Origin of the sequence: Bradyrhizobium sp. B124 (assembly GCF_038967635.1) — a bacterium.
Taxonomy (GTDB): domain Bacteria; phylum Pseudomonadota; class Alphaproteobacteria; order Rhizobiales; family Xanthobacteraceae; genus Bradyrhizobium.
In genome coordinates this window covers 6,380,105-6,401,649 of the sequence record NZ_CP152413.1, presented here as the reverse complement: position 1 = coordinate 6,401,649, position 21,545 = coordinate 6,380,105, and the positions used below count along the sequence as shown (strand labels likewise).

The following is a 21,545-nucleotide window of genomic DNA, read 5'->3' as shown; positions in this document are numbered from 1 at the left end:
TGCGCGGTGGCGCTACCGCACCACGCCCGACGTGAACCCCGCCTTGCGGCGCGGCGGCTTGATCTCCTTCTTCAGGAAGCAATGCGCGTCGCGGCCGGCATAGCCGGGCCGGGCGTAGGTCCAGGCGCGGCACTTGTTGTCGGCGGTGCAGGCGGCCTGGCAGGCCTCGTCGCCGTCGCTGCTCTTCAGCTCGAAATTCTTGTAGTCGCCGCCGAGGCGGTCGATCGAGGTTTCGATGGCGCCGTTGCGCGGTTCGACCACGCCCGCGCCACGCACCCCGGAGACGCAGCAGACGTCCTGCACCCGCGCCGGCACGCTGTTCTTCAGCCAGCACACCGCGCCATTATTGGCGTCGGTCGGATAGTTGAAGCTCCAGGCGCGGCAGCGGCGGTCGCGCTCGCAGGTGAGCGCGCAATCGGCGGGATCGCCTGATGTCACCGGCGCATTCAGGTAGTCGCCGCCGGGACGGTCGAAATTGGTCTGCGCCAATGCCGGGCGTGCGACGAAAGCGGCCGCAAAAACCGCAAACACCACCATCCACGCCCTAAAGAGGCGACCTATCCCCATGACATTGCTTCCAAATTCGCACAGCCCCGCGCACTCCACGGGGCGTCATTTGAACGCCATGAACCTGTACGGCTGATGAACGGCGGGTGCGACACCACCGCCGTCCGCGCGCGTTCCGGACCCGAATTCAGGCTGAGCGGGGACTAGAACGCGTACTCCTGATAGGCCGGTTCCACCGAGCCCTTCCACGGACCGTTGAACTTCTCGAGCATCTCCTCCGCCGGCGAACGGCCGGTCTCGATGATGCGCTCGAGCGGTTCGAGGAAGCGGCTCTCGTCGCGTCCGAGATGATCGATCCGGCCGCGCCGCCGCAATCCGGCATGCGACAGGATCAGGCACTCCTTGGCGATCTCGAACAGATAGCGGTCCTTGATCCGCGCCTTGAAGCCGAAACGCGGCACGTCGTCGCGCAGCGCCTGCCGCTCCGGCGCGGTCCAATGCCGGACGATGTCCCAGGCGGCATCGAGGCTGTCATTGTCGTAGAGCAGCCCGACCCAGAACGCCGGCAGCGCCGGCAGCCGGCCCCACGGCACGCCGTCGGCGCCGCGCATTTCAAGGTAACGCTTCAGCCGCACCTCGGGGAAGATCGTCGACAGGTGATTGGCCCAGTCCGACAGGGTCGGACGCTCGCCGGGGATGGCGGCATTCTTGCCGGCGAAGAAATCGCGGAACGATGAGCCGGAGACGTCGATATATTCCTCGCCGCGCTTGACGAAATACATCGGAACGTCGAGCGCGTAATCGACGTAGCGCTCGAAGCCCATGCCGTCCTCGAAGGCGAACGGAATCATGCCAGAGCGCGCATTGTCGGTGTCGCGCCAGATCTCGGAGCGGAACGACAGAAAACCGTTGGGCTTGCCTTCGGTGAAGGGCGAGTTGGCGAACAAGGCGGTCGCGATCGGCTGCAGCGCCAGCGACACCCGCAGCTTCTTCACCATGTCGGCTTCGGAGGAGAAGTCGAGATTGGTCTGCACCGTGCAGGTCCGGAACATCATGTCGAGGCCGTATTTGCCGACCTTCGGCATGTAATTTCTCATGATCTTGTAGCGGCCCTTCGGCATCGCCGGGATCTGCGCCCGCGACCAGGACGGCGTCATGCCGAGGCCGAGGAAGCCGATGCCGAGCGGGGTCGCTATCTCCCGCACCTGCGCCAGATGCGCCATCAGCTCCGACTGGGTCTGATGCACGGTCTCGACCGGCGCGCCCGACAATTCGAACTGCCCGCCCGGCTCGAGCGAAATCGCGCCGCCGCCGGTGACGTCATAGAGCCCGATGATGTTGCCGCGCTCCATGATCGGCTCCCAGCCGAGCAAGAGCTTCATGCCCTCGAGCAGCGCGCCGATGCCCTTCGCGCCTTCATAGGGCACGGGGTGATGGCCCTCAAGCGTGAACGGGGTCTTCTCGTGCTCGGTACCGATCCGGAATTCGGACTCGGGCTTCACGCCGGCTTCAATCCACGCCACGAGTTCGTCGCGCGACTGCAGCGGCGTCATGTCGATCTGGTCACGCGCCATAGAAAATCCAACTCAAGGGCGCTTCGATCGAAGGCGCGCGGTGGCAGGGACATCCGTGGGCCACAACGGCCGCGGATGATGGGGTCAGGAATATCATCGGGCAGGTACGCCGTCTCGCGCCGGCGCGGCCTTGGTATCGCTCTTTGCATCGACCTTGGTGTCACCTTTGGCGTCACCGCAGGAGCAGCCCAGACGGTCGAGCAGACCGCACAGCCTGGCCGCGTCGGCATCGGACAATTTCGAGCCGACATGCTTGTCGATCGCCGAGGAATAGGCGCTCCACATCTTCTTCTGGAGCTCGCGACCGGCCTCGGTGATCTCGACGAACTGGCCGCGCTTGTCGATCTTGCATTCGCGGCGGGCCGCTAGCCCTTCGTCGACCAGCTTGTCGATCAGCCGCGAGGTCGAATATTGCGGGATCAGCATCTGCCGCTCGAGCTCGACCGGGCGCAGCTCGCCCGACGGCGCGCGCGACAGCTCGAGCAAGGCGTCATACCAGGCGAGCGGCGGAAAGCCGGCCTTCTTCAAATCCTGCTCGACGCAGTCCAGCACCCGGCTCGGCACCCGCATCAGGCGGATCCAGGCGGCCGTCGCCTCGCTCGATAGCTTGCGTTTCATCGTCTAGCCCATATGGTCCCGGAACCGAGTGTACCGCACTGAATGCATCTGCATCAATCTTGACTATTTCATGCAGGTGCATGTAGGCAATCCCTCTCCGGACGCCAAGAACAAGGGAAGGAATACCCCCATGAAGCTTTATTACTCCCCCGGTGCCTGCTCCCTCTCCCCCCACATCGCCCTGCTCGAGGCCGGCCTGCCCTACGACCTGGTCAAGGTCGATCTGCGCGCCAAGAAGCTCGAAAACGGCGACGATTTCCTGCAAGTGAACCCCAAGGGCCAGGTGCCCGCGCTGGCGCTGGATACCGGCGAGATGGTCACCGAAGGGCCGATCATCATCCAGATGATCGCCGACAAGGTCGCCGACAGGAAGCTGGCACCGGCGCGGGACTCCAACGAGCGCTACAAGCTGCTCGAATGGCTGAACTACATCACGACCGAGCTGCACAAGAATCTCGGCCCGATGTTCTCGCCCGCGCTCGCCGACGACGCCAAGGCGTTCTTCAAGGACCGCGCCATGGGCAAATTCAAGTATGTCGAGAGCCAGCTCGCCGGGCGCGAATACCTGATGGGCAACCAGTTCACGGTCGCCGACGGCTATCTCTTCACCATGATCATGTGGGCCACCGACCGGCTGGGCTTCGATCTCTCCGGCCTGCCGAATGTGATGGCCTACAAGGCCCGCGTCGCCGCGCGCCCGAAGGTACAGGAAGCACTGAAGAAGGAAGGCCTGCTGAAGGCTGCCTGAGATTTCGCGCCAGTTTCATCAGACGTGAAAGGGCCGGATCAAGGATCCGGCCCTTTTTTCTACGCGCGACCTAAGAGGTCGCGGCAAGCATCACCGCGCTGCATCGAGATTCGGCGCGGCTGCTCGACGAACGCGGCCAGCTCACCGCGTCGATCGCGCATGTTGCGCCGCAAGATACCGATCAGCTCAAGCTGGGCGCATCAGCGGTGCTGCGCTTCACCAACTTCAACCAGCGCACCACGGGAGAAATGAGCGGTGCAAACTTTCGGCACGCGCTGGAACAAATCAGATTTGATCCACATTGTACCGATTAAGACTAAGTCGGTGTACTTCCGGCTGAGGGCGTTCTTGTCCTTGTTCGAGCGATCCGACTGACCGACTATGACCTGCGGCGCGCCCTCCGCTCCAACTGGTCCAAAAATGTGACGATCGCCTTTACGGTTTTGTTGACCAGTACGCTCGTCGGGCTGGCAACCAGTTTGTACTTTCGGGTTTGGACCTTGATGCTGGTGTCGCCGCTGGTCGCGGTGCTCGCGGCAATCGTGCTCCAATCCGACGGCTATGCCTTTGCCACCGGCGCTCCGATCGTCGTCGCCTGCCTCGTATTCAACCAGATCGCCTATCTCACCGGCGCTGTGCTCTCGCCGGGCCATGACGGCTCAATGGCGGAAGAAGTCGACGGCATTCCACGCGGCCGCCGCGAGCACAAGGTCCACGGCCAGAAAGAATAGCACCAGGCCGAACCAGGAAGGACCTTTGCCCCGCAAGCGCAGCGGATTGCCTCGTCGCGGCGGTGAGAGCAAGACGGAATGCTTGCCCGCGGCCTCAGCGGCACCTTCCTTGAGCATAGAATGCATTGCAGGACACCCCAACCCTGATCGTCATCTTTGGTGATCGTCTTGGCGATCGACCAGCAAGAGTGATGCCAGCAGCATGGTGCCAGTGGGGAGCAAGCGTGGCGGGACTTTGACCTGCGCGACCGTCACGCAACAGGATCAAGTCGGATCAATGACCGGCTTGATCCTGTGCGAACTGGCTCAGAACGTAACGACGCCTACGCCGCCTGCTTCTTCGGCGGGAAACGGCCGTAGAAGGTCTCGCCCTTGGCCGCCATCTCCTCGAGCAGCTTCGGCGGCGTGAAGCGCGAACCGTATTTCTTCTCGAAGGCGTGGCAGAGCACAACGAAATTCTTGGTACCCATGAAGTCGATGTAGGACAGCGCACCGCCGGTGAACGGCGCGAAGCCGAAGCCGAGGATCGAGCCGACATCCGCCTCGCGCACGTCGGTGATGACGTGATCCTCGACGGTGCGCGCGGCTTCCACCGCCTGCACCACCAGGAAGCGCTGCTTCAATTCCTCGACGCTGAGCGTGTCGGGATCGAGCTGCTTCGGCTGCAAATCGGCCAGTCCCGGCCACAGGCTCTTCTGACCCTTGCCCTTCTCCGGATAGTCGTAGAAGCCCTTGCCGTTCTTGCGGCCGAAGCGGCCCTGCTTCTCGACCATCTCGACCATCAGCTTCTTCTGCGCCTGGTCGATCGCGTTGGGGCCAAGATCGGCCTCGGTCGCCTTGGTGATCTTGAGGCCGAGATCGAGCGCGACCTCGTCCTGCAGCGACAGCGGCCCGACCGGCATGCCGGCCATCTTGGCGGTGTTCTCGATCATCGCCGGCGGCACGCCTTCGAGCAACATCTCATTGCCCTCGGAGATGTAGCGCATCACGCAGCGATTGGCGAAGAAGCCACGGGAATCGTTCACCACAATCGGCGTCTTGCCGATCGCGCGGACATAGTCGAGCGCGGTCGCCAGCGCGACGTCGCCGGTGTTCTTGCCCAGGATGATTTCGACCAGCATCATCTTCTCGACCGGCGAGAAGAAGTGGATGCCGATGAACTTGCCCTGGTCCTTGAACTCCTCGGCCAGCGAATTGATCGGCAGGGTCGAGGTGTTGGAGGCGAAGATCGCGCCCGGCTTCAGCAGCGGCTGCGCCTTGGCATAGGTGTCGGCCTTGACCTTGCGGTCCTCGAACACGGCCTCGATGACGAGGTCGCAGTCCGAGATCACGTTGTAGTCCGCCGTGGCCGAGATGCGCGCGAGGATGGCGTCGCCCGCCTCCTGCTTCATCCGGCCCTTCGCGACCAGGCCGTCGACCACGGTCTTGGCGTGGCCCTTGCCCTTGTCGGCGCTGTCCTGGTCGCGGTCGACCAGCACGACGTCGATGCCGGCCTGCGCCGAGACATAGCCGACGCTGGCGCCCATGAAGCCGGCGCCGATCACGGCGAGCTTCTTCACCTTGGTCGGCGGCACGCCTGCCGGGCGGCGCGCGCCCTTGTTGAGCTCCTGCATCGACAGGAACAGCGAGCGGATCATCGCGGCGGCTTCCTTCGAGCGCAGGACCTTCGTGAAGTAGCGCGACTCGACCCGCAGCGCGGCGTCGATCGGCAATTGCAGCCCTTCATAGACGCAGCTCATGATGGCGCGCGCGGCCGGATAATTGTCGTAGGTCTCGCGGCGATAGATCGCGTTGCCGGCCGGGAACATCTGCATGCCCATCTTGGAGAAGACGGGGCCGCCGGGCAGCTTGAAGCCCTTCTCGTCCCACGGCGCGACGGCCTTGCCACCGCCCTTGATCCAGTCCTTCGCGGCCTTGATCAGATCGGCCGCGGGCACGACGGCGTGAATCAGATTGAGCGCCTTGGCGCGGGTCAGATTGACCGCCTCGCCCTTGAGCAGCAATTGCATCGCGTCCTGCGGCGACACCAGGCGCGGCACACGCTGGGTGCCGCCGGCGCCCGGGAACAGGCCGACCTTGATCTCGGGCAGGCCGAGGCGAGTCTTAGGGTTCTCGGCCGCGACGCGGTAGTGGCAGGCCAGCGTGATCTCGAAACCGCCGCCGAGCGCGAGGCCGTTGATCGCGGCGACCCACGGCTTGCCCGAGGTCTCGATCGCGCGGAACGACTGCGACATCTGGCGGCTCTGCTCGAACAGCATCTGGTTCGCGGCTTCCTCGCCCTTCTCCTTGAAGAGCTGCGCGTAGCTGCGGTTCATGCCCTCGAGCATCGAAAGGTCGGCGCCGGCGCAGAACGCCTCCTTGGCCGACGTGATCACGACGCCCTTGATCGCGGCATCGCTGGTCGTCTGCTTGATGATCTCGCCGATCTCTTGCGTCGAGACCTCATCGAACACGTTCATCGAACGGCCCGGGATGTCCCAGGTGACGAGCGCAATGCCGTCGGCGTCGACGTCGAACTTGAAATTCTTGTAAGCCATCTTTTGCTCCCTCGGTGCCGGCGGCCGATCTCAGGCGCGGCGGTTGCGTCTCGATCTCGTAGGGTGGGTTAGCGAAGCGTAACCCACCATCTCTCTCGCGGTGACATGGTGGGTTACGCCTTCGGCTAACCCACCCTACGCAGCAGCGTTACACGCGCTCGATGATGGTGGCGGTGCCCATACCGCCGCCGATGCACAGCGTCACCAGCGCCGTCTCCTTGTTGGTGCGTTCGAGCTCGTCGAGCACGGTGCCGAGGATCATCGCGCCGGTCGCGCCGAGCGGATGGCCGAGCGCGATCGCGCCGCCATTGACGTTGATCTTGGCGTTGTCGATGTCGAAGGCCTGGATGTAGCGCAGCACGACCGAAGCAAAGGCCTCGTTGAGCTCGAACAGGTCGATGTCCGACTTCTTCATGCCGGAACGCTCGAACAGCTTTTCGGTGACGTCGACCGGGCCGGTCAGCATCATCGCCGGCTCCGAGCCGATATTGGCGAAGGCGCGGATCCTGGCACGCGGCTTCAGCCCGTGTTTGGCTCCTGCCTCCTTGCTGCCGAGCAGCACCGCGCCGGCGCCGTCGACGATGCCGGAGGAATTGCCGGCGTGATGCACGTAATTGACCTTCTCGACCTCGGGATGCGACTGGATCGCCACCGCGTCGAAGCCGGCCATCGCCGCCATCGCCGCGAAGGACGGCTGCAGCTGCGCCAGCGACTGCATCGTCGTGGTCGGGCGCATGTGCTCGTCCTTGGCGAGGATGGTCAGGCCGTTGATGTCCTTGACCGGCACCACCGACTTGTTGAAGCGACCTTCGTCCCAGGCCTTGGCCGCACGCTGCTGGCTCTGCACGGCGTAGGCGTCGACGTCGTCGCGCGAAAAACCGTATTTGGTCGCGATCAGATCGGCCGAGATGCCCTGCGGCATGAAATAGGCCGGCACCGCCATCGAGGGATCCATCGGCCAGGCGCCGCCGGAGGCGCCGATGCCGACGCGGCTCATCGATTCCGCGCCGCCGCCGATCACGAGCTCATGCTGGCCGCTCATGATCTGGGCCGCGGCGAAGTTCACGGCATCGAGGCCGGAGGCGCAGAAGCGGCTGATCTGCACGCCCGGCACCTTCTCGCCGAGGCCGGCCTTCAGCGCGGCGAAGCGGGCGATGTCGGAGCCGGCCTCGCCGACCGGATCGACCACGCCGAGGATGACGTCGTCGACGGAGTCCTCGGGCAGATTGTTGCGCTCCTTGAGCGACGTCAGCGGCACCGTGGCGAGCGCCAGCGCGGTGACCTCGTGGAGCGCGCCATCGGCCTTGCCGCGGCCGCGCGGAGTACGAACGTGATCGTAGATGTATGCCTCAGGCATGACGCCCTCCTTGATATGAGGATCATAATATATACGGAAGGAAGCGCCGCCGCACGGGTGCGGCGGCAATTTTCAAGGCTTTCTTGTTTGACGCGTTTTCTTCATGCGAACCGGTATCCACTTCGCTGGAAAACGCTTCAGAACGCTTCCGCGGCCAATTCCATCGTGGTGGCGCTGCCGCTCTGGATCCGGGCCAGATGCACGGCGGTCTCCGGCAGCAGCCTTTCCATGAAAAAGCGGCCGGTCACGAGCTTGGTGTTGAGATAGGGCGTCGCGCCGGCGGCGGCCTTGTCCTGCGCCACCTTGGCCATCTTCGCCCACATGTAGCCGAGCGCGACGAGGCCGAACAATTTCATGAAGTCGGTCGCGGCGGCGCCGGCATTGTCGGGCTTGGTCAGCGCGTTCTGCATCAGCCAGCCGGTAGCCTGCTGCAGATGGCCGAGCGCGGTGGAGAGCGGGGTGATGAACGGCTTCATCGCCTCGTCGCCGCCATGCTCCTTGGCGAAGGCCGTGACCTCGCCGAAGAACGCCATCGCGGCACGGCCGCCGTCGCGCGGCAGCTTGCGGCCGACCAGGTCGAGCGCCTGGATGCCGTTGGCGCCCTCATAGATCATCGCGATGCGGGCATCGCGCACGAACTGCTCCATGCCGTGCTCGGCGATATAGCCGTGGCCGCCGAACATCTGCTGCGCCGAGACCGTGTTGGCGAAGCCGGTGTCGGTCAGAACGCCCTTCAGCACTGGCGTCATCAGGCCCATGTGGTCGTCGGCGGCCTGGCGATCCTTCGGGTCGTTGGAGCGGTGCGCAACGTCGCTCTTCAGCGCGGTCCACACCACCATGGCGCGCGCCGCCTCGTTGAAGGCGCGGATGGTGAGCAGCGTGCGGCGCACGTCGGGATGCACGATGATCGGATCGGCCGGCTTGTCGGCGGCCTTGACGCCGGTCAGCGCGCGGCCCTGCAGGCGCTCGCGCGCATAGGCGACCGCGTTCTGATAGGCGACCTCGGACTGCGCGAGGCCCTGCACCGCGACGCCGAGGCGAGCCTCGTTCATCATCACGAACATGCCCTGCATGCCCTTGTTCTCTTCGCCGATCAGCCAGCCGGTGGCGTTGTCGTAGTTCATCACACAGGTGGAATTGCCGTGGATGCCCATCTTGTGCTCGATCGAGCCGCAGGTGACGCCGTTGCGCTGGCCGAGCGAGCCGTCGGCATTGACCAGCACCTTGGGAACGACGAACAGCGAGACGCCCTTGATGCCGGCCGGCGCGCCTTCGATGCGGGCCAGCACGAGGTGGATGATGTTGTCGGCGAGGTCGTGCTCGCCGGCGGAGATGAAGATCTTGGTGCCCGTGATCTTGAAGCTGCCGTCGGCCTGGCGCACCGCCTTGGTGCGGAGCAGACCGAGATCGGTGCCGCACTGCGGCTCGGTCAGGTTCATCGTGCCGGTCCACTCGCCGGCAACCATCTTCGGCACGTAGGTCTTCTTCTGCTCGGGGGTGCCGTGCACCAGGAGCGCGGCGGTCGCGCCCATGGTCAGCCCGCCATACATCGAGAACGCCATGTTGGCGGAGATCTGGAATTCGTTGACCGCCTGCGAGAGCGTCACCGGCAGGCCCTGGCCGCCAAATTCAGTCGGCGCCGACAGGCCGAGCCAGCCGCCTTCGGCGACCTGCCTGAAGGCTTCCTTGAAGCCCTTCGGCGTGGTGACGCTGCCGTCGTCATTACGCTTGCAGCCTTCGAGATCGCCCGTGCGATTGAGCGGCTGCAACACCTCTTCGCTGAGCTTGGCGGCTTCGCCGAGGATCGCCTCGCGCACATCGGCCGACGCATCGGTGAAGCCGGGAAGATTGCCGTAGCGGTCGATCTGGAAAACGTCGTTCAACAGGAAGCTGACGTCTTCGACGGGGGCTTTGTAGGTCGGCATGCTGATCTCCCGGCTGGCTCGCGGTCGCACGCGCGACCGATGCTGCGCAGCCTGTCCTTGGGTTTGTTGGAACGGACCTTATCCGGTTCGGAAGGTCCGCGGCAGGTCCTAGCGAGACTGTGATTGCGACGTTGCGCCGCTCTGCTTCATCAACTCCTCGCCCATCATCCGATGCAGCAGGTTGATCGCCTTGAGCGGACGCACCATCACCTTGAAATGCGTGATCCGGCCGTCACCGTCGAATGTGATGATGTCGACGCCGTTGAGCTTGATGCCTTCGATCTCGTTCTCGAACTCGAGCACCGCGCCGGTGTCGTTACGCCACTCGCCGAGATACTTGAAGGTCGGGCCGCCGAGCACCTTGGCGGCGCTGGTGAGGTATTTGAAGGCGATGTCGCGGCCGCGCTGCGGCGTGTGCACGACCGGGCTTTCGAACACCGCGTCGGGATGCAGCAGATCCCACAGAGCGACGGTGTCGTGGGACTTCATGTAGGCGTACCACTTGTCGAGGCCCGGCTTGCTCATTCGGACGTCTCCTGCGGCAGGGGGTTGAGAGGCCTGAACATCGGCCGCGCGCGACAAGGCGGCACGCCGATCACCATATGCATATTGACGCATATGCACAGTAACGCATAAAGTCAAGCGAACTTCAGAATGGTCTTCCTGGGAACTGAGATGGAGGTGGGCGTTGGCACTCGGTGACGCAATCCTCGCATGCCTCACGGAACGTCCGATGACGGGCTATGAGCTCGCCAAGACGTTCGACGCCTCGATCGGCTTCTTCTGGAAGGCCGACCATCAGCAGATCTACCGCGAGCTCTCTCGCCTGCGCGACAAGGGCCACGTCCAGGCCCGCGAGGTGGTGCAATCCGGCAAGCCGAACAAGCTGGTCTATACGCTGACGGCCGAGGGCCGCGCGGCGTTGAAGCACTGGGCGGCGCGGCCGAGCGTTCCGCCCTCGATCAAGGACGACCTGCTGGTCCGGCTCTATGCGCTCGACTGCGTCGACATCGAGCCGCTGCGCACCGACCTGATGGCGCGGCTGGAGCATCATCGCGACCGCTACGAGCGCTACGAGCGTCTGCTCAACAAGCGCTTCCCCGACGGCACCGCGCCGCCGGCCGATGTCGGCAAGATGCTCAGTCTGCGCCTCGGGATGCGCCATGAGCACATGGTGGTGGAGTGGTGCGAGGAGGCGCTCGACGCGCTCTCGGCGATGTCCGGTCGCGGCAATGTGCTGTCGCTCGACGACGGCAAGCGCGAAGGCAACGGCTAGAAACAAATCTCAGGTCATGCTTTGCGCATGCCGGCACGCGACGCGGAATCCGCTTTGCCGGAAAGCGATAGGCGTGTCCTGATCCGGCGCAACAGGTTCCCGGATTCCCTAACTTTAAGGCCCGCCGGCCGCATTCCTTAACCCGTTATTTACCGTGACGGGAAAAAGTCAGCAGCTGAAGCAGACGACCAGCGCAGAATTCGATTGTCTCTTAACGGGAATGCGCGGGGAGGCTGCGGGCGCAAGGTGTAGCGCCGGAGTCGGGACCGGACGGAATCATGAATTCGCGCGTATCGTGGAGTGTTGACGGCATCGATCCCTCCGTCCGCGACAGGGCCGAGGCGGCTGCGCGCCGCGCCGGCATGTCGCTGAACGACTGGCTCAATTCCACCGTCGGCGAGCCGAGCCCGCCGGATTGGCGGACGGCGCCCGAGCAACGGCAGCCGATGCCGAGCCGGGAAAGCCGCGAGGTCGCCGATATCCATCAGCGGCTCGACGCGATCACCCGCCAGATCGAACAGATTGCAAAGCCAATGTCGCGCGCCGAAGCCGTGCGCGCCGAAGTGCCGCGCGGCCAGCCCGCCGTCGCACGGCAGCTGAACGACGCGATTTCGCGCCTCGATGCGCGGCTGTCGCAGATTTCGCGACCGCAGCCCACGCGCGAGCCGCAACCCCAGCCGATGCGTGAAGCGCAGATGCAGCGGGAGCCGCAGATGCAGGACCGGCAACTGGAGGAAAGGCTGCGCCAGGCGGAAGCGGTCGAGCGCGCCGCAGCCCAGGTCTACCGCCCCTCGCCGCCGCTCAGCCCGGCGTCGTTCGATTCCGCGATCGCGGAGATCGCCGCACGTCAGAACGAGCTCGACGGATCAGCGCAACGGCAGATGCCGCCGCGCAACGCTCAGCCGATGCTGCAAGCGGCTCCGCCGATGGCCGCCTATGCGCCGCCGCCGGCTGCGCCGGCCGGGCCCGATTTCTCCTCGCTCGAGCGGCACCTGCTCAAGATCACGAGCCAGATCGAGGCGCTGCAGCGGCCCGATCATATCGAGCAATCGATCGCGGCCTTCCGCGGCGAGCTTGCCGAAATCCGCCAGGCGATCACCGAGGCGATGCCGCGCCGCGCGATCGAATCGATCGAGAACGAGATCCGTTCGCTGCATCACCGGATCGACGAGATCCGCCAGGACAGCAGCAACGGCCAGGTCCAGGTGATTACCGGCATCGAACGCGCGCTGGCGGAAATCCGCGAGGCGCTGCGCACGCTGACGCCCGCCGAGCAGCTCACCGGCTATGACGAGGCGATCCGCAATCTCGGCGCCAAGCTCGACATGATCCTGCGCGCCAACGACGATCCGTCGACGGTGCATCAGCTCGAGAGCGCGATCGCCGCGCTGCGCGCCATCGTCTCCAACGTCGCCTCCAACGACGCGCTGCTGCAGCTCTCCGGGGACGTGCATGCGCTGGCCGCGAAGGTCGACCAGCTGTCGCAGATGTCGCGCGCCGAGTCCCACGTCGATGCCTTCGCCGGAATCGAGCAGCGCATCGCCGCATTGGCGTCGACGCTGGAGACCCGCGAGCGGCCGGTCGCTGGCTACGACAATACCGACGCCATCGAGGGCGCCCTGCGCTCGCTGTCGGAGCGGATCGACCGCCTGCAGGTCGGCAACGACAGCTCGTCGGCGTTCACCCATCTCGAGCAGCGCGTCTCGTATCTGCTCGAACGCCTGGAGTCCGCCGACCAGCGCTCCGGCAACCTCGGCCGGGTCGAGGAAGGGCTGCATGACATCATGCGGCACCTCGAGGCGCAGCACGCCCATATCGCCTCGCTCGCCGACGCCACCCGCAACAACGTCAGCAGCTCCTCGCCGCAGCCGATGATGGACAGCGGCATCGTCGACCTGGTGAAGCGCGAACTGTCCGACATCCGCTTCAGCCAGTCGGAGACCGATCGCCGCACCCAGGATTCGCTGGAGACCGTTCACAACACGCTCGGCCATGTCGTCGATCGGCTGGCGATGATCGAGAACGATCTGCGCGCGGTCCGCACCGCGCCGCCGGCTCCGCCCGCCCCTGCTTATGCCGAACCGCGGATGGAAGCACCGCGGATGGAGATGCCGCGCGCGGCGATGCCGCAGCCGACCGCGCAGCCTGAATCATACAAGGCTGAATCATATAAGCCTGAATCGTACCGGCCTGAATCGTACAGGCCCGAATTGCCCAATCCTGCGCTGGCGCAGGAGCACTTCATGTCCGCGCCGCGCGAATTCCATGCCGCGCAGCCGGTCGAGACCGCGCCGCCGCCGCTGCCGCCGCGCGCGATCAGCGAGATCCTCGAGCCGCATGCCGCCTCCGCGCGCGCCGCGATCGCGCCGGATCTGCCGCCGGATCATCCGCTCGAGCCGGGCACGCGCCCTACGGGCCGCGCGTCGTCGCCGTCGGAGCGGATCGCGGATTCCGAACGCGCGATCAGCGATCTACCCGCCGGCAAGAAGGAGCCGGTCTCGACCTCGAGCTTCATCGCCGCCGCGCGCCGCGCCGCGCAGGCCGCCGCCGCACAGCCCGTCAACGACAAGGCCGCGCGCGCCGCGAGCAAGGCCGCCGCCAAGGCCAAGGAGAAGGCCGACAAGGCTGCGAAGGCCGCTGCCGGCAAGGCCGGCGTGCCCGCGACTGGTGCGGCGGCGACTGGCGCGCCGGAGGCCCAGCCTTCGACCATCACCTCCAAGATCCGATCGCTGCTGGTCGGCGCGAGCGTGGTCGTGATCCTGCTCTCGACCGCCAAGATGGCGATGAACCTGCTCGATACCAGCTCCGCGCCGCAGACGCCGGCGATCGAGCACAGCGAGCCGGCCGCGCCGCCCGTGCAGCTGCCTGCCGAGAACTCTGTCGTCCCAACGCCGGCTGCGCCGTCCGGCACGCCCGGGCCGTCGATGACCTCGCCGACGCCGCTCGGCCGCCAGTCCAACAATACGGCCGCGCCTAACACGCTCGACAGCGCGCAGGTGACGATCCCTCAAGCGCCCGCGCCCGTCGCGGCGCCGGAGCCGGCTGCGGCACCGATCGCCGCCGCCAGTGATATCACCGGCACGATTCCGACCGCACCGCCGCTCGGCGGCAAGCTTGCCATGGTCCAAATTCCGGCGGGCGAGAAGCTGCCCGACGCGATCGGCGGTCCGGCGCTGCGCACGGCCGCGATCAGGGGCGATGCGGCCGCGGCCTATGAGGTCGGCGTCCGCTTTGCCGAAGGCAAGGGCGTGCCCGCCAATGTCGACGAAGCTGCCAAATGGTATGGCCGCGCGGCACAGGCCGGCGTGGTGCCCGCGATGTTCCGGCTCGGCACGTTCTACGAGAAGGGTCTGAGCGTGAAGCGCGATTTCGATGTCGCACGGCGCTATTACGTGCAGGCTGCGGAGCGCGGCAATGCCAAGGCGATGCACAATCTCGCGGTGCTCGACGCCGATGGCGGCGGCAAGGGCGCCGATTACAAGAGCGCCGCGCAATGGTTCCGCAAGGCGGCCGATCGCGGCGTCGCCGACAGCCAGGTCAACCTCGGCATCCTCTATGCCCGCGGCATCGGGGTCGAACAGAACCTCGCCGAGTCGTTCAAGTGGTTCAGCCTCGCGGCTGCACAGGGCGACGCCGACGCCGGCCACAAGCGCGACGATATCGCCAAGCGCCTCGACCCGCAGTCGCTGGCCGCAGCGAAGCTTGCGATCCAGACCTTTACCCCCGAGCCGCAGCCGAGCGATGCAGTCAACGTGCCGGCCCCGGCCGGCGGCTGGGACGGCGCGCCGGTGCAGCCCGCGGCGGCGAAGTCCGTCAAGCCACCGTCGAAGCGGACCGCGGCGCTGGCCGCACACTAATCGCACTCATTTGAAAGCTGCTGCGGCGCCTTGACGGCGCCGCTGTCCTATCCCTCCGCCCTTTCGCCGTGTAGATAGGCGCAAACCCCGCGCCAACGGCGCACGCGCTCCGGAGGGTCAGGCTTGTCTGTCGACGATCGTCAGGATGATGGAACAGGCCATCGTTCGTCGCCGACCGGTCCCCGCGTCGCGCCGCCGCGTCAGACGCCGTCGCCATTTGCCGCGCCTCCTCCCAAGGCTCGGCCTTCTCCTCGGCCTCCGCCCCCGCAAGGGCAAGGACAAGAGAACGTGGCATCGCCGCCCGGCACGTTCCGGTTCTCGCTCTTGTCCGTCATCATCTTCGTGCTGCTGTTGTCGAGCGTCGCCATTCAGGCCTATCGCGACCTGTCGAAGCCCGGCGCGTGGGACTTCTGGCGCGAGACCTACATCGCGGCGAGCATGAATTCGGCGGTGATTCCCGACGTCGACATCGACGGGTCGGGCCGCGGCCGGCGTGCGCTTGCGATCAGCGGCACGATCGGCTCGGCCAGCGCGAGCTGGTTCCGCGACCGGCTCACCGAGGCGCGTCTCGTCCCTGGTGACGCCGTGCTGCTGTCGTCGCAGGGCGGTGCGCTGAACCAGGCCGCGATCATGGGCGAGGTCATCCGCACCCATGGGCTCGTCACCGCCGTCGCCACATCAGACGCCTCGGGCAAGCTCCGCGCCGCCGCCTGTGCCAGCGCCTGTGTGCTGGTCTATGCCGGCGGCCAGACCCGCTATGGCATCGCGGGCTCACGGCTCGGCGTGCATCGCTTCACGACCAGCGCACCGGTCAACGATCCCCTCGCCGAGGCGCAACGCATCCAGGGCATGGTGCTGGGCTACATGACCAAGATGGGCGTCTCGTCCGGGATCGTGGAAGCGATGTCGCAGACCTCGGATATCCGCTGGCTGAGCCCGAAGGAAGCGCTCGCGCTGAACCTGATCACCAGGCCGGTCGATCGGCCCTGAAGCATGATCCGGAAAAGTGCGGAGCGGTTTTCCGAAAAGATCATGCTCAAACCAGCCGACACCGGCGTCATTAATCTGAATTATCAACCACGTCCGCAGCGGGGCGGCCACGTGCGGCGAAAAATGCCATCGAGAGCGGATTCTTTAGTCCCTCCCCTCGCCGATTTCGGTTATGCAAGAACGCGGCAATCGACCCGCGTTCGCCTGCTTCTTGCGCGCCGACCGGATTCGTTCAGCCGGAGAATGCCCGACCAGAACGACATCACGCCGTGATGCGGCCTTGCGCCCCAGCATGTGGCGAACCGACAAGAAGCAACGCGCGTGCAGCTCTACCTCCCGATCGCCGACATTCCGGTCAATGTCTTCCTCATCCTGGCGATGGGTGCGGCGGTTGGATTCGTCTCCGGCATGTTCGGGATCGGCGGCGGCTTCCTGATGACGCCGCTGCTGATCTTCGTCGGCATCGCGCCCGCGGTCGCGGTTGCCTCGGTCGCCAGCCACATCGCGGCCTCCTCATTCTCCGGCGCGATCTCCTATTGGCGCCGGCGCGCGATCGACCCGCTGCTGGCGGCGGTGCTGCTGGTCGGCGGCACGATCGGCACTGCGCTCGGGGTGTGGACCTTCACCTTCCTGCGTTCGCTCGGCCAGCTCGACCTGATGATCGCGCTGTCCTACGTCATCCTGCTGACCACGGTCGGCGGGCTGATGTTCTGGGAAGGCCTGCGCGCGATGCTGCGTTCCCGGCGCGGCGGCCCGGTCACGCTGCGCAAGCCCGGCAGCCATGGCTGGATCCACGGCCTGCCGCTGAAGCTGCGCTTCAAGCGCTCCAAGATCTACCTCTCGGTCATCCCGGTCGTCGTGGTCGGGCTCGTGATCGGCTTCATCGGTGCGGTGATGGGCATCGGCGGCGGCTTCATCCTGGTGCCGCTGATGATCTATGTGCTGCGGGTGCCGACCTCGACCGTGATCGGCACCTCGATGGTGCTCACCCTCGTCACCATGGTGTTCGCGACCATGCTGCACGCGGTGACCAACCATCTGGTCGACGCCGTGCTGGCGCTGATCCTGATGATCGGCGGTGTCACCGGCGCGCAGTTCGGCGCCCGTGCCGGCCAGAAGATCCGCGGCGAGCATCTGCGGCTCTTGCTCGGCCTGCTCGTGCTCGCGGTCGGCATCCGCTTTGCGGTCGAGCTGGTGATCCGGCCGCAGGACCTGTTCAGCATCCGCGAAACCGGCGGGGCCCCGCCATGAGGCTGCGCGCGGCGCTTGCGATCATCGGCCTCGCCGCCAGCCTGGTGGCCACACCCGCGCGCGCCGAGCGGCTGATCGTGTCGGTCTCCAACCACCGCGTCACCGTGACGCCGAACTATTCCGGCGGCGAGCTCGTGCTGTTCGGCTCGGTCGAGAAGGACGACAAGACGCCGTCCAATCGCGGCAATTACGATCTCGTCGTCACGGTGGCCGGTCCGCGCGCCGACATGGTGACGCGGCGCAAGGAGCGCAAATTCGGGATCTGGATCAACACCGACTCGCGGCAGTTCCTGCAGGTACCGGGCTATCTCGCGCTGTTCTCCAATCGTCCGTTCGACCAGATCGCCTCGCCGGAGGTGCAGCGGCGGCAGCAGCTCGGGCTCAACAACGTGCTGCTGATGCAGCGGGTCGGGCCCGACTTTGCCGACGTGGTGCCGAACGATCCGTTCCGCAGCGCCTTCGTCCGGCTGCGCTCCGAACACGGGCTGTACCGCGAAGCCACCTCGGCGGTGACGTTCCTGACCCCGACCTTGTTCCGCACCGGCATTCCGCTGCCGGCGGAGGTGCCGATCGGCACCTACAATGTCGAGATCAAGCTGTTTTCCGACGGCGCGCTGGTGACCAAGACCGAGACCGCCTTCGAGATCGTCAAGGTCGGCTTCGAGCAGTTCGTCGCCACCACCGCGCGGCAGAACGGCCTGGTCTACGGCCTCGTCACCGCTTTCATGGCGCTGATGACCGGCTGGATGGCCTCGATCGTGTTCCGCAAGGATTGATTTAGAGCGTTTTCGAGCGAAGTGGATACCGGTTCGCGTGAAGAAAACGCGTCAAAACAAGAATCTAGAGCCCGTTCCGATTCATTCGGAACGGGGCTCTAGTCACGCATCTGCTGCAACGCGCTTTCGAACGCTCCGCTCAGGATCGAGAGGCCGAGATCGATCTCGTCGTCGCTGATCGTCAGCGGCGGAGCAATGCGGAAGACGCTGCCCATGCCCGGCAACTGCACGATGTTGGTGCTCAGTCCGAGCTCCAGGCAGCGCTGCGATACAAGCGTGCCGAGCGCTTCGTCGGGCTCCTTGCTGAAGCGGTCGCGCACGATCTCGATGCCCTGCATCAGCCCTCGGCCGCGGACGTCGCCGATACATTCGAACCGGTTCTGAAGCGCGAGCAGCCCATCCCTCAGCCGCGCGCCTGCGATCCCCGCGCGCTCGGCCAATCGGTCGCGAAGGATGATCTCGATGACCTTCAGCCCGACCGCGGCCGGCATCGGGTCCGATACATGCGTCGTGTAGAACAGGAAGCCGCGCTCGTGACAGCGCTCCTCGATTTCCGCTGACGTGACCACCGCGGCCAATGGCAGCCCGGCGCCGAGCGTCTTCGACAAGGTCAGGATATCGGGCACGACGCCGTCACGCTCGAAGGCGAACATGGCGCCGGTTCGCCCGAGCCCGGTCTGCGCCTCGTCGACGATCAGCAGCATGCCGCGCGCGCGGCACAGCTCCTTCAGCGCGGCGAGATAGCCCTCCGGCAGATCGATCAACCCGCCGGAGCTCAGGATCGGCTCGGCGATCATGCAGGCAAGCGAGCCGGTCGATTGGCGGTCGACGAGATCGAAGGCGTAGGCCAGTTCGGCCCGCCAGTCGGCCGCATTGCCGAAGCGGGGCCGATAGGGGTTCGGCGTTGGGATCGCGAGCGAGCCGACCGGCGCCGGACCATAGCCCTTGCGGCCGGCCGAATAGGTCGCCCCGGCTGCACCCGATGTCATGCCGTGCCAGGACTGCGCGAACGCGACGGTCTCGAAGCGGCCGGTGGCGAGCTTGGCCATCTTGATGGCCGCCTCGTTCGACTCGGCCCCCGTGCTCAGCAGCAAGGCGCGATCGAGCCCCGGTGGCAAGAGCTCCGCGAGCTGTTCGGCGAGCGCGACGACCGGACGCGTCAGCATGCCGCTGAACAGATGGTCGAGCCGCTCGGCATGCTCGCCGATGGTCTTGACGATCTCCGGGTGACCGTGACCAAGCACGGCGCTCATCTGCCCGGACGTGAAATCCAGGATGGCGCGGCCGTCGGCGTCATAGACGAAGGATCCGGAGGCGCGCTCGATGATGACGGGAGCGAACGTCCCGCCATAGCGGATGAGGTGACGCCGCGCGCGATCCCAGAAGGATTTGTCGTCGTTTCCGGCCATGCCCGTTTCCTTGCTGCTCGGTCGCCGCGATGAACGACCTTTGCAGCGCATCTTATGCATCCCACACAGCAATGACATTGCGATTTGAGATGCAATTTGCCCGTGCTTCTGCAATCAATTGCGCAAAAGACGGCAAATGCGAAAGAAATGGGAACTACGATCGTGATCGACGAGATGGACCGGAAAATCCTCGACGTGCTGCAGGTCGAGGGGCGCATCACCAACCTCGAGCTGGCCGAGCGGATCGGCCTCTCGTCGGCCCCCTGTATGAGACGCGTCCGGACCCTGGAAGAGACCGGCGTCATCAATTCCTATGTGGCATTGGTGGACCCTGCGCGAATTGGACTCGGGTTCGACGTGATCGTCGAACTCCGCCTCAAGCAGCAGAACAGGGAATCCTTCGCGCGTTTCGAGAAAAAGGTGATCGACCTTCCGGAGGTCGTCGAATGCTGCATGATTGCCGGCGACTGGGATTACGCGCTGCGGGTCGTGTCCTCAGATCTCGCAAGCTATCAATCGTTCATCCTCGACCGCCTGATGCATCCCGACACCGATATCGCGAGCTACCGCACGACCATCATCCTGCGGAAGGTCAAATCGACGACGAAGATCGACAGCGCCCTGTTCTGAACGCAAAGATCAAACAAGCACCCCGACCGCCATCGCGATCACGCTGAGCGCCATCGCTGCGGTCGAGAGCCAGCCGAGCCAGTAGAGCCACCCGCCGATCACGAAGCGTCCCATGACCGCCTTGTGGCGGGCCATGACCATCAGCAGCACCATCACCGGCACCGCGAGCACGCCGTTGACGACCGCGCTCCAATACAGCGCCGAGATCGGATCGATCGGCGTGAAGTTGAGCGCGATGCCGATGCCGCCCGACAGCGCCAGCACCGAATAGAACGCCATCGCCTCCTTCGGCTTGCGTGCCAGTCCGACCGGCCAGCGCCGGCCCTCGCCGACGGCATACGCCGTCGCGCCTGCGAGCACCGGGATCGCCAGCAGGCCCGTGCCGACGATGCCGAGCGCGAAGATCACCTCGGCAAAGGGACCGGCGATCGGGCGCAACGCCTCGGCGGCCTGCGCCGAGGTCTGGATATCGGTCTTGCCGGCAGCGTGCAGCGACGCGGCGGCGGTGACGATGATCGACAGCGCGATCAGGTTGGAGAACGCCATGCCGGTGATGGTGTCGGCACGAATGCGGGAAAATTCCTTCCGTACGCCGTAAGCTTTCTCGATCAACGGATGCTTGGTGACGTCGACCCGCTGCTCCTCCGCCTCCTGCGAGGCCTGCCAGAAGAACAGATAGGGCGAGATAGTTGTGCCGAAGATCGCCACGATGGTGGTGAAATAATCGGAGTTCCAGGTCAGGCGCGGAACGAGCACGCCAGCCAGCGCCTGCATCCACGACACCTTGGCAAAGGCGAGCGCCGCGACATAGGCGAACAGGCTGAGCGTCAGCCATTTCAGGACGGCGACGTAGCGCCGGTAGTTCATGAAGATCTGGGCGGCGACCGAGGTCACGCCGAACAGCACGACATAGAGGATGGCCGGACCGCCGATCAGGAGCTTGGTCGCGTCCGCCATGGCCGACAGGTCGGCGGCGATGTTGACGGTGTTGGCGATGAACAGCAGCGTCACCACGATGATCAGCAGCCAGCCTGGATAATGCCGGCAGACATTGCCCGATATGCCGTGCCCGGTGACACGGCCGACCCGCGCCGAGATTTCCTGGATCGCGGTCATCAGCGGGAAGGTCAGCAGCATGGTCCAGCCGATGCCGTAACCGAGTTGCGCGCCGGCCTGGCTGTAGGTGCCGATGCCCGAAGGATCGTCGTCGGAGGCGCCGGTGATCAGGCCGGGGCCGAGCGACTTCACGATGCGCTTGAAACTGAACGGCTCGCGCCGCGGCTTTGCCGGCGGCGCATCTTCATCCTTGTCGTGTCGCGAGATCGTCTCTTGCCGCGTCATGTCCGGTTCCAGCCGTCT

Annotated in this window: 17 protein-coding genes; 8 read left to right on the top strand and 9 right to left on the bottom strand. The window is 65.6% G+C overall.

From position 1 onward, the window contains the following. Positions 1 to 12 precede the first annotated feature (12 nt). From AAFG13_RS30360 to AAFG13_RS30350, 3 genes are all read right to left on the bottom strand, one after another. Positions 13 to 537 (bottom strand): PAN domain-containing protein, encoded by a 525-nt coding sequence (locus AAFG13_RS30360; RefSeq protein ID WP_342713428.1) that lies wholly within the window; start codon positions 535 to 537, stop codon positions 13 to 15. Between the two features lie 173 nt (positions 538 to 710). Continuing rightward, positions 711 to 2,081 (bottom strand): glutamate--cysteine ligase, encoded by a 1,371-nt coding sequence (locus AAFG13_RS30355; RefSeq protein ID WP_212319895.1) that lies wholly within the window; start codon positions 2,079 to 2,081, stop codon positions 711 to 713. Positions 2,082 to 2,174: 93 nt separating this feature from the next. Further along, the gene (locus AAFG13_RS30350; RefSeq protein ID WP_212319893.1) at positions 2,175 to 2,699 is read right to left on the bottom strand and encodes a MarR family winged helix-turn-helix transcriptional regulator; all 525 of its coding nucleotides are present in this window, start codon (positions 2,697 to 2,699) and stop codon (positions 2,175 to 2,177) included. Between the two features lie 130 nt (positions 2,700 to 2,829). Between AAFG13_RS30350 and gstA the strand changes: the two genes are divergently transcribed. Next, on the top strand, positions 2,830 to 3,447 hold the full coding sequence (gene gstA / locus AAFG13_RS30345; RefSeq protein ID WP_212319891.1) for a glutathione transferase GstA: 618 nt from the start codon (positions 2,830 to 2,832) through the stop codon (positions 3,445 to 3,447). A gap of 479 nt (positions 3,448 to 3,926) precedes the next feature. Next, positions 3,927 to 4,178 carry a hypothetical protein gene (locus AAFG13_RS30340; RefSeq protein ID WP_249132706.1) on the top strand — a complete coding sequence of 84 codons (252 nt, stop codon included), beginning with the start codon at positions 3,927 to 3,929 and terminating at the stop codon, positions 4,176 to 4,178. Between the two features lie 323 nt (positions 4,179 to 4,501). On the opposite strand, the gene AAFG13_RS30335 is transcribed toward AAFG13_RS30340, so the two are convergent. From AAFG13_RS30335 to AAFG13_RS30320, 4 genes are all read right to left on the bottom strand, one after another. Then, positions 4,502 to 6,715 carry a 3-hydroxyacyl-CoA dehydrogenase NAD-binding domain-containing protein gene (locus AAFG13_RS30335; protein WP_212319890.1) on the bottom strand — a complete coding sequence of 738 codons (2,214 nt, stop codon included), beginning with the start codon at positions 6,713 to 6,715 and terminating at the stop codon, positions 4,502 to 4,504. 148 nt (positions 6,716 to 6,863) lie between these two features. Next, positions 6,864 to 8,072, bottom strand: a complete 1,209-nt coding sequence (locus AAFG13_RS30330) for an acetyl-CoA C-acetyltransferase (RefSeq protein WP_212319888.1) — start codon at positions 8,070 to 8,072, stop codon at positions 6,864 to 6,866. Between the two features lie 137 nt (positions 8,073 to 8,209). After that, positions 8,210 to 9,997: an acyl-CoA dehydrogenase C-terminal domain-containing protein gene (locus tag AAFG13_RS30325; RefSeq protein ID WP_342709101.1), complete on the bottom strand. Its 1,788-nt coding sequence runs from the start codon at positions 9,995 to 9,997 to the stop codon at positions 8,210 to 8,212. A gap of 108 nt (positions 9,998 to 10,105) precedes the next feature. Continuing rightward, the gene (locus AAFG13_RS30320; RefSeq protein ID WP_342709100.1) at positions 10,106 to 10,522 is read right to left on the bottom strand and encodes a nuclear transport factor 2 family protein; all 417 of its coding nucleotides are present in this window, start codon (positions 10,520 to 10,522) and stop codon (positions 10,106 to 10,108) included. Positions 10,523 to 10,685: 163 nt separating this feature from the next. Between AAFG13_RS30320 and AAFG13_RS30315 the strand changes: the two genes are divergently transcribed. The 5 genes from AAFG13_RS30315 (at position 10,686) to AAFG13_RS30295 (ending at position 18,147) form a co-directional block, all read left to right on the top strand. Then, positions 10,686 to 11,273, top strand: coding sequence for a PadR family transcriptional regulator (locus AAFG13_RS30315; protein ID WP_342709099.1), 588 nt, complete (start codon positions 10,686 to 10,688; stop codon positions 11,271 to 11,273). Between the two features lie 278 nt (positions 11,274 to 11,551). Further along, the gene (locus AAFG13_RS30310; RefSeq protein ID WP_342709098.1) at positions 11,552 to 15,130 is read left to right on the top strand and encodes a hypothetical protein; all 3,579 of its coding nucleotides are present in this window, start codon (positions 11,552 to 11,554) and stop codon (positions 15,128 to 15,130) included. A 288-nt stretch (positions 15,131 to 15,418) separates the two neighbouring features. After that, positions 15,419 to 16,120: a hypothetical protein gene (locus AAFG13_RS30305; RefSeq protein WP_342709097.1), complete on the top strand. Its 702-nt coding sequence runs from the start codon at positions 15,419 to 15,421 to the stop codon at positions 16,118 to 16,120. Positions 16,121 to 16,441: 321 nt separating this feature from the next. Further along, a complete protein-coding gene (locus AAFG13_RS30300) occupies positions 16,442 to 17,371 on the top strand; it encodes a sulfite exporter TauE/SafE family protein (protein ID WP_176528822.1) in 930 nt (309 codons plus the stop codon). Continuing rightward, positions 17,368 to 18,147 carry a TIGR02186 family protein gene (locus AAFG13_RS30295; protein WP_342709096.1) on the top strand — a complete coding sequence of 260 codons (780 nt, stop codon included), beginning with the start codon at positions 17,368 to 17,370 and terminating at the stop codon, positions 18,145 to 18,147. Before AAFG13_RS30300 ends, AAFG13_RS30295 begins: the two co-directional genes overlap by 4 nt. Positions 18,148 to 18,245: 98 nt before the next feature. On the opposite strand, the gene AAFG13_RS30290 is transcribed toward AAFG13_RS30295, so the two are convergent. Next, entirely contained in the window at positions 18,246 to 19,556 is a 1,311-nt protein-coding gene (locus AAFG13_RS30290; protein WP_212319872.1) for an aspartate aminotransferase family protein, read from the bottom strand. A gap of 147 nt (positions 19,557 to 19,703) precedes the next feature. Here AAFG13_RS30290 and AAFG13_RS30285 point away from each other — a divergent pair, with 147 nt between their 5' ends. Next, complete coding sequence (locus tag AAFG13_RS30285) at positions 19,704 to 20,186, top strand: Lrp/AsnC family transcriptional regulator (RefSeq protein ID WP_212319870.1); 483 nt, start codon at positions 19,704 to 19,706, stop codon at positions 20,184 to 20,186. Positions 20,187 to 20,195: 9 nt separating this feature from the next. Here AAFG13_RS30285 and AAFG13_RS30280 read toward each other — a convergent pair whose 3' ends face one another. Further along, a complete protein-coding gene (locus tag AAFG13_RS30280; protein ID WP_342709095.1) occupies positions 20,196 to 21,527 on the bottom strand; it encodes a divalent metal cation transporter in 1,332 nt (443 codons plus the stop codon). Positions 21,528 to 21,545 lie beyond the last annotated feature (18 nt).

Excerpts from the sequence above, each read along its gene's own strand:
- AAFG13_RS30360 (WP_342713428.1), bottom strand. The coding sequence starts at position 537 with ATGGTGGTGTTTGCGGTTTTTGCGGCCGCTTTCGTCGCACGCCCGGCA.
- AAFG13_RS30355 (WP_212319895.1), bottom strand. The coding sequence starts at position 2,081 with ATGGCGCGTGACCAGATCGACATGACGCCGCTGCAGTCGCGCGACGAA.
- AAFG13_RS30325 (WP_342709101.1), bottom strand. The coding sequence starts at position 9,997 with ATGCCGACCTACAAAGCCCCCGTCGAAGACGTCAGCTTCCTGTTGAAC.
- AAFG13_RS30320 (WP_342709100.1), bottom strand. The coding sequence starts at position 10,522 with ATGAGCAAGCCGGGCCTCGACAAGTGGTACGCCTACATGAAGTCCCAC.
- AAFG13_RS30310 (WP_342709098.1), top strand. The coding sequence starts at position 11,552 with ATGAATTCGCGCGTATCGTGGAGTGTTGACGGCATCGATCCCTCCGTC.
- AAFG13_RS30350 (WP_212319893.1), bottom strand. The coding sequence starts at position 2,699 with ATGAAACGCAAGCTATCGAGCGAGGCGACGGCCGCCTGGATCCGCCTG.
- AAFG13_RS30285 (WP_212319870.1), top strand. The coding sequence starts at position 19,704 with ATGGGAACTACGATCGTGATCGACGAGATGGACCGGAAAATCCTCGAC.
- AAFG13_RS30290 (WP_212319872.1), bottom strand. The coding sequence starts at position 19,556 with ATGGCCGGAAACGACGACAAATCCTTCTGGGATCGCGCGCGGCGTCAC.
- AAFG13_RS30295 (WP_342709096.1), top strand. The coding sequence starts at position 17,368 with ATGAGGCTGCGCGCGGCGCTTGCGATCATCGGCCTCGCCGCCAGCCTG.
- gstA (WP_212319891.1), top strand. The coding sequence starts at position 2,830 with ATGAAGCTTTATTACTCCCCCGGTGCCTGCTCCCTCTCCCCCCACATC.
- AAFG13_RS30330 (WP_212319888.1), bottom strand. The coding sequence starts at position 8,072 with ATGCCTGAGGCATACATCTACGATCACGTTCGTACTCCGCGCGGCCGC.
- AAFG13_RS30335 (WP_212319890.1), bottom strand. The coding sequence starts at position 6,715 with ATGGCTTACAAGAATTTCAAGTTCGACGTCGACGCCGACGGCATTGCG.
- AAFG13_RS30280 (WP_342709095.1), bottom strand. The coding sequence starts at position 21,527 with ATGACGCGGCAAGAGACGATCTCGCGACACGACAAGGATGAAGATGCG.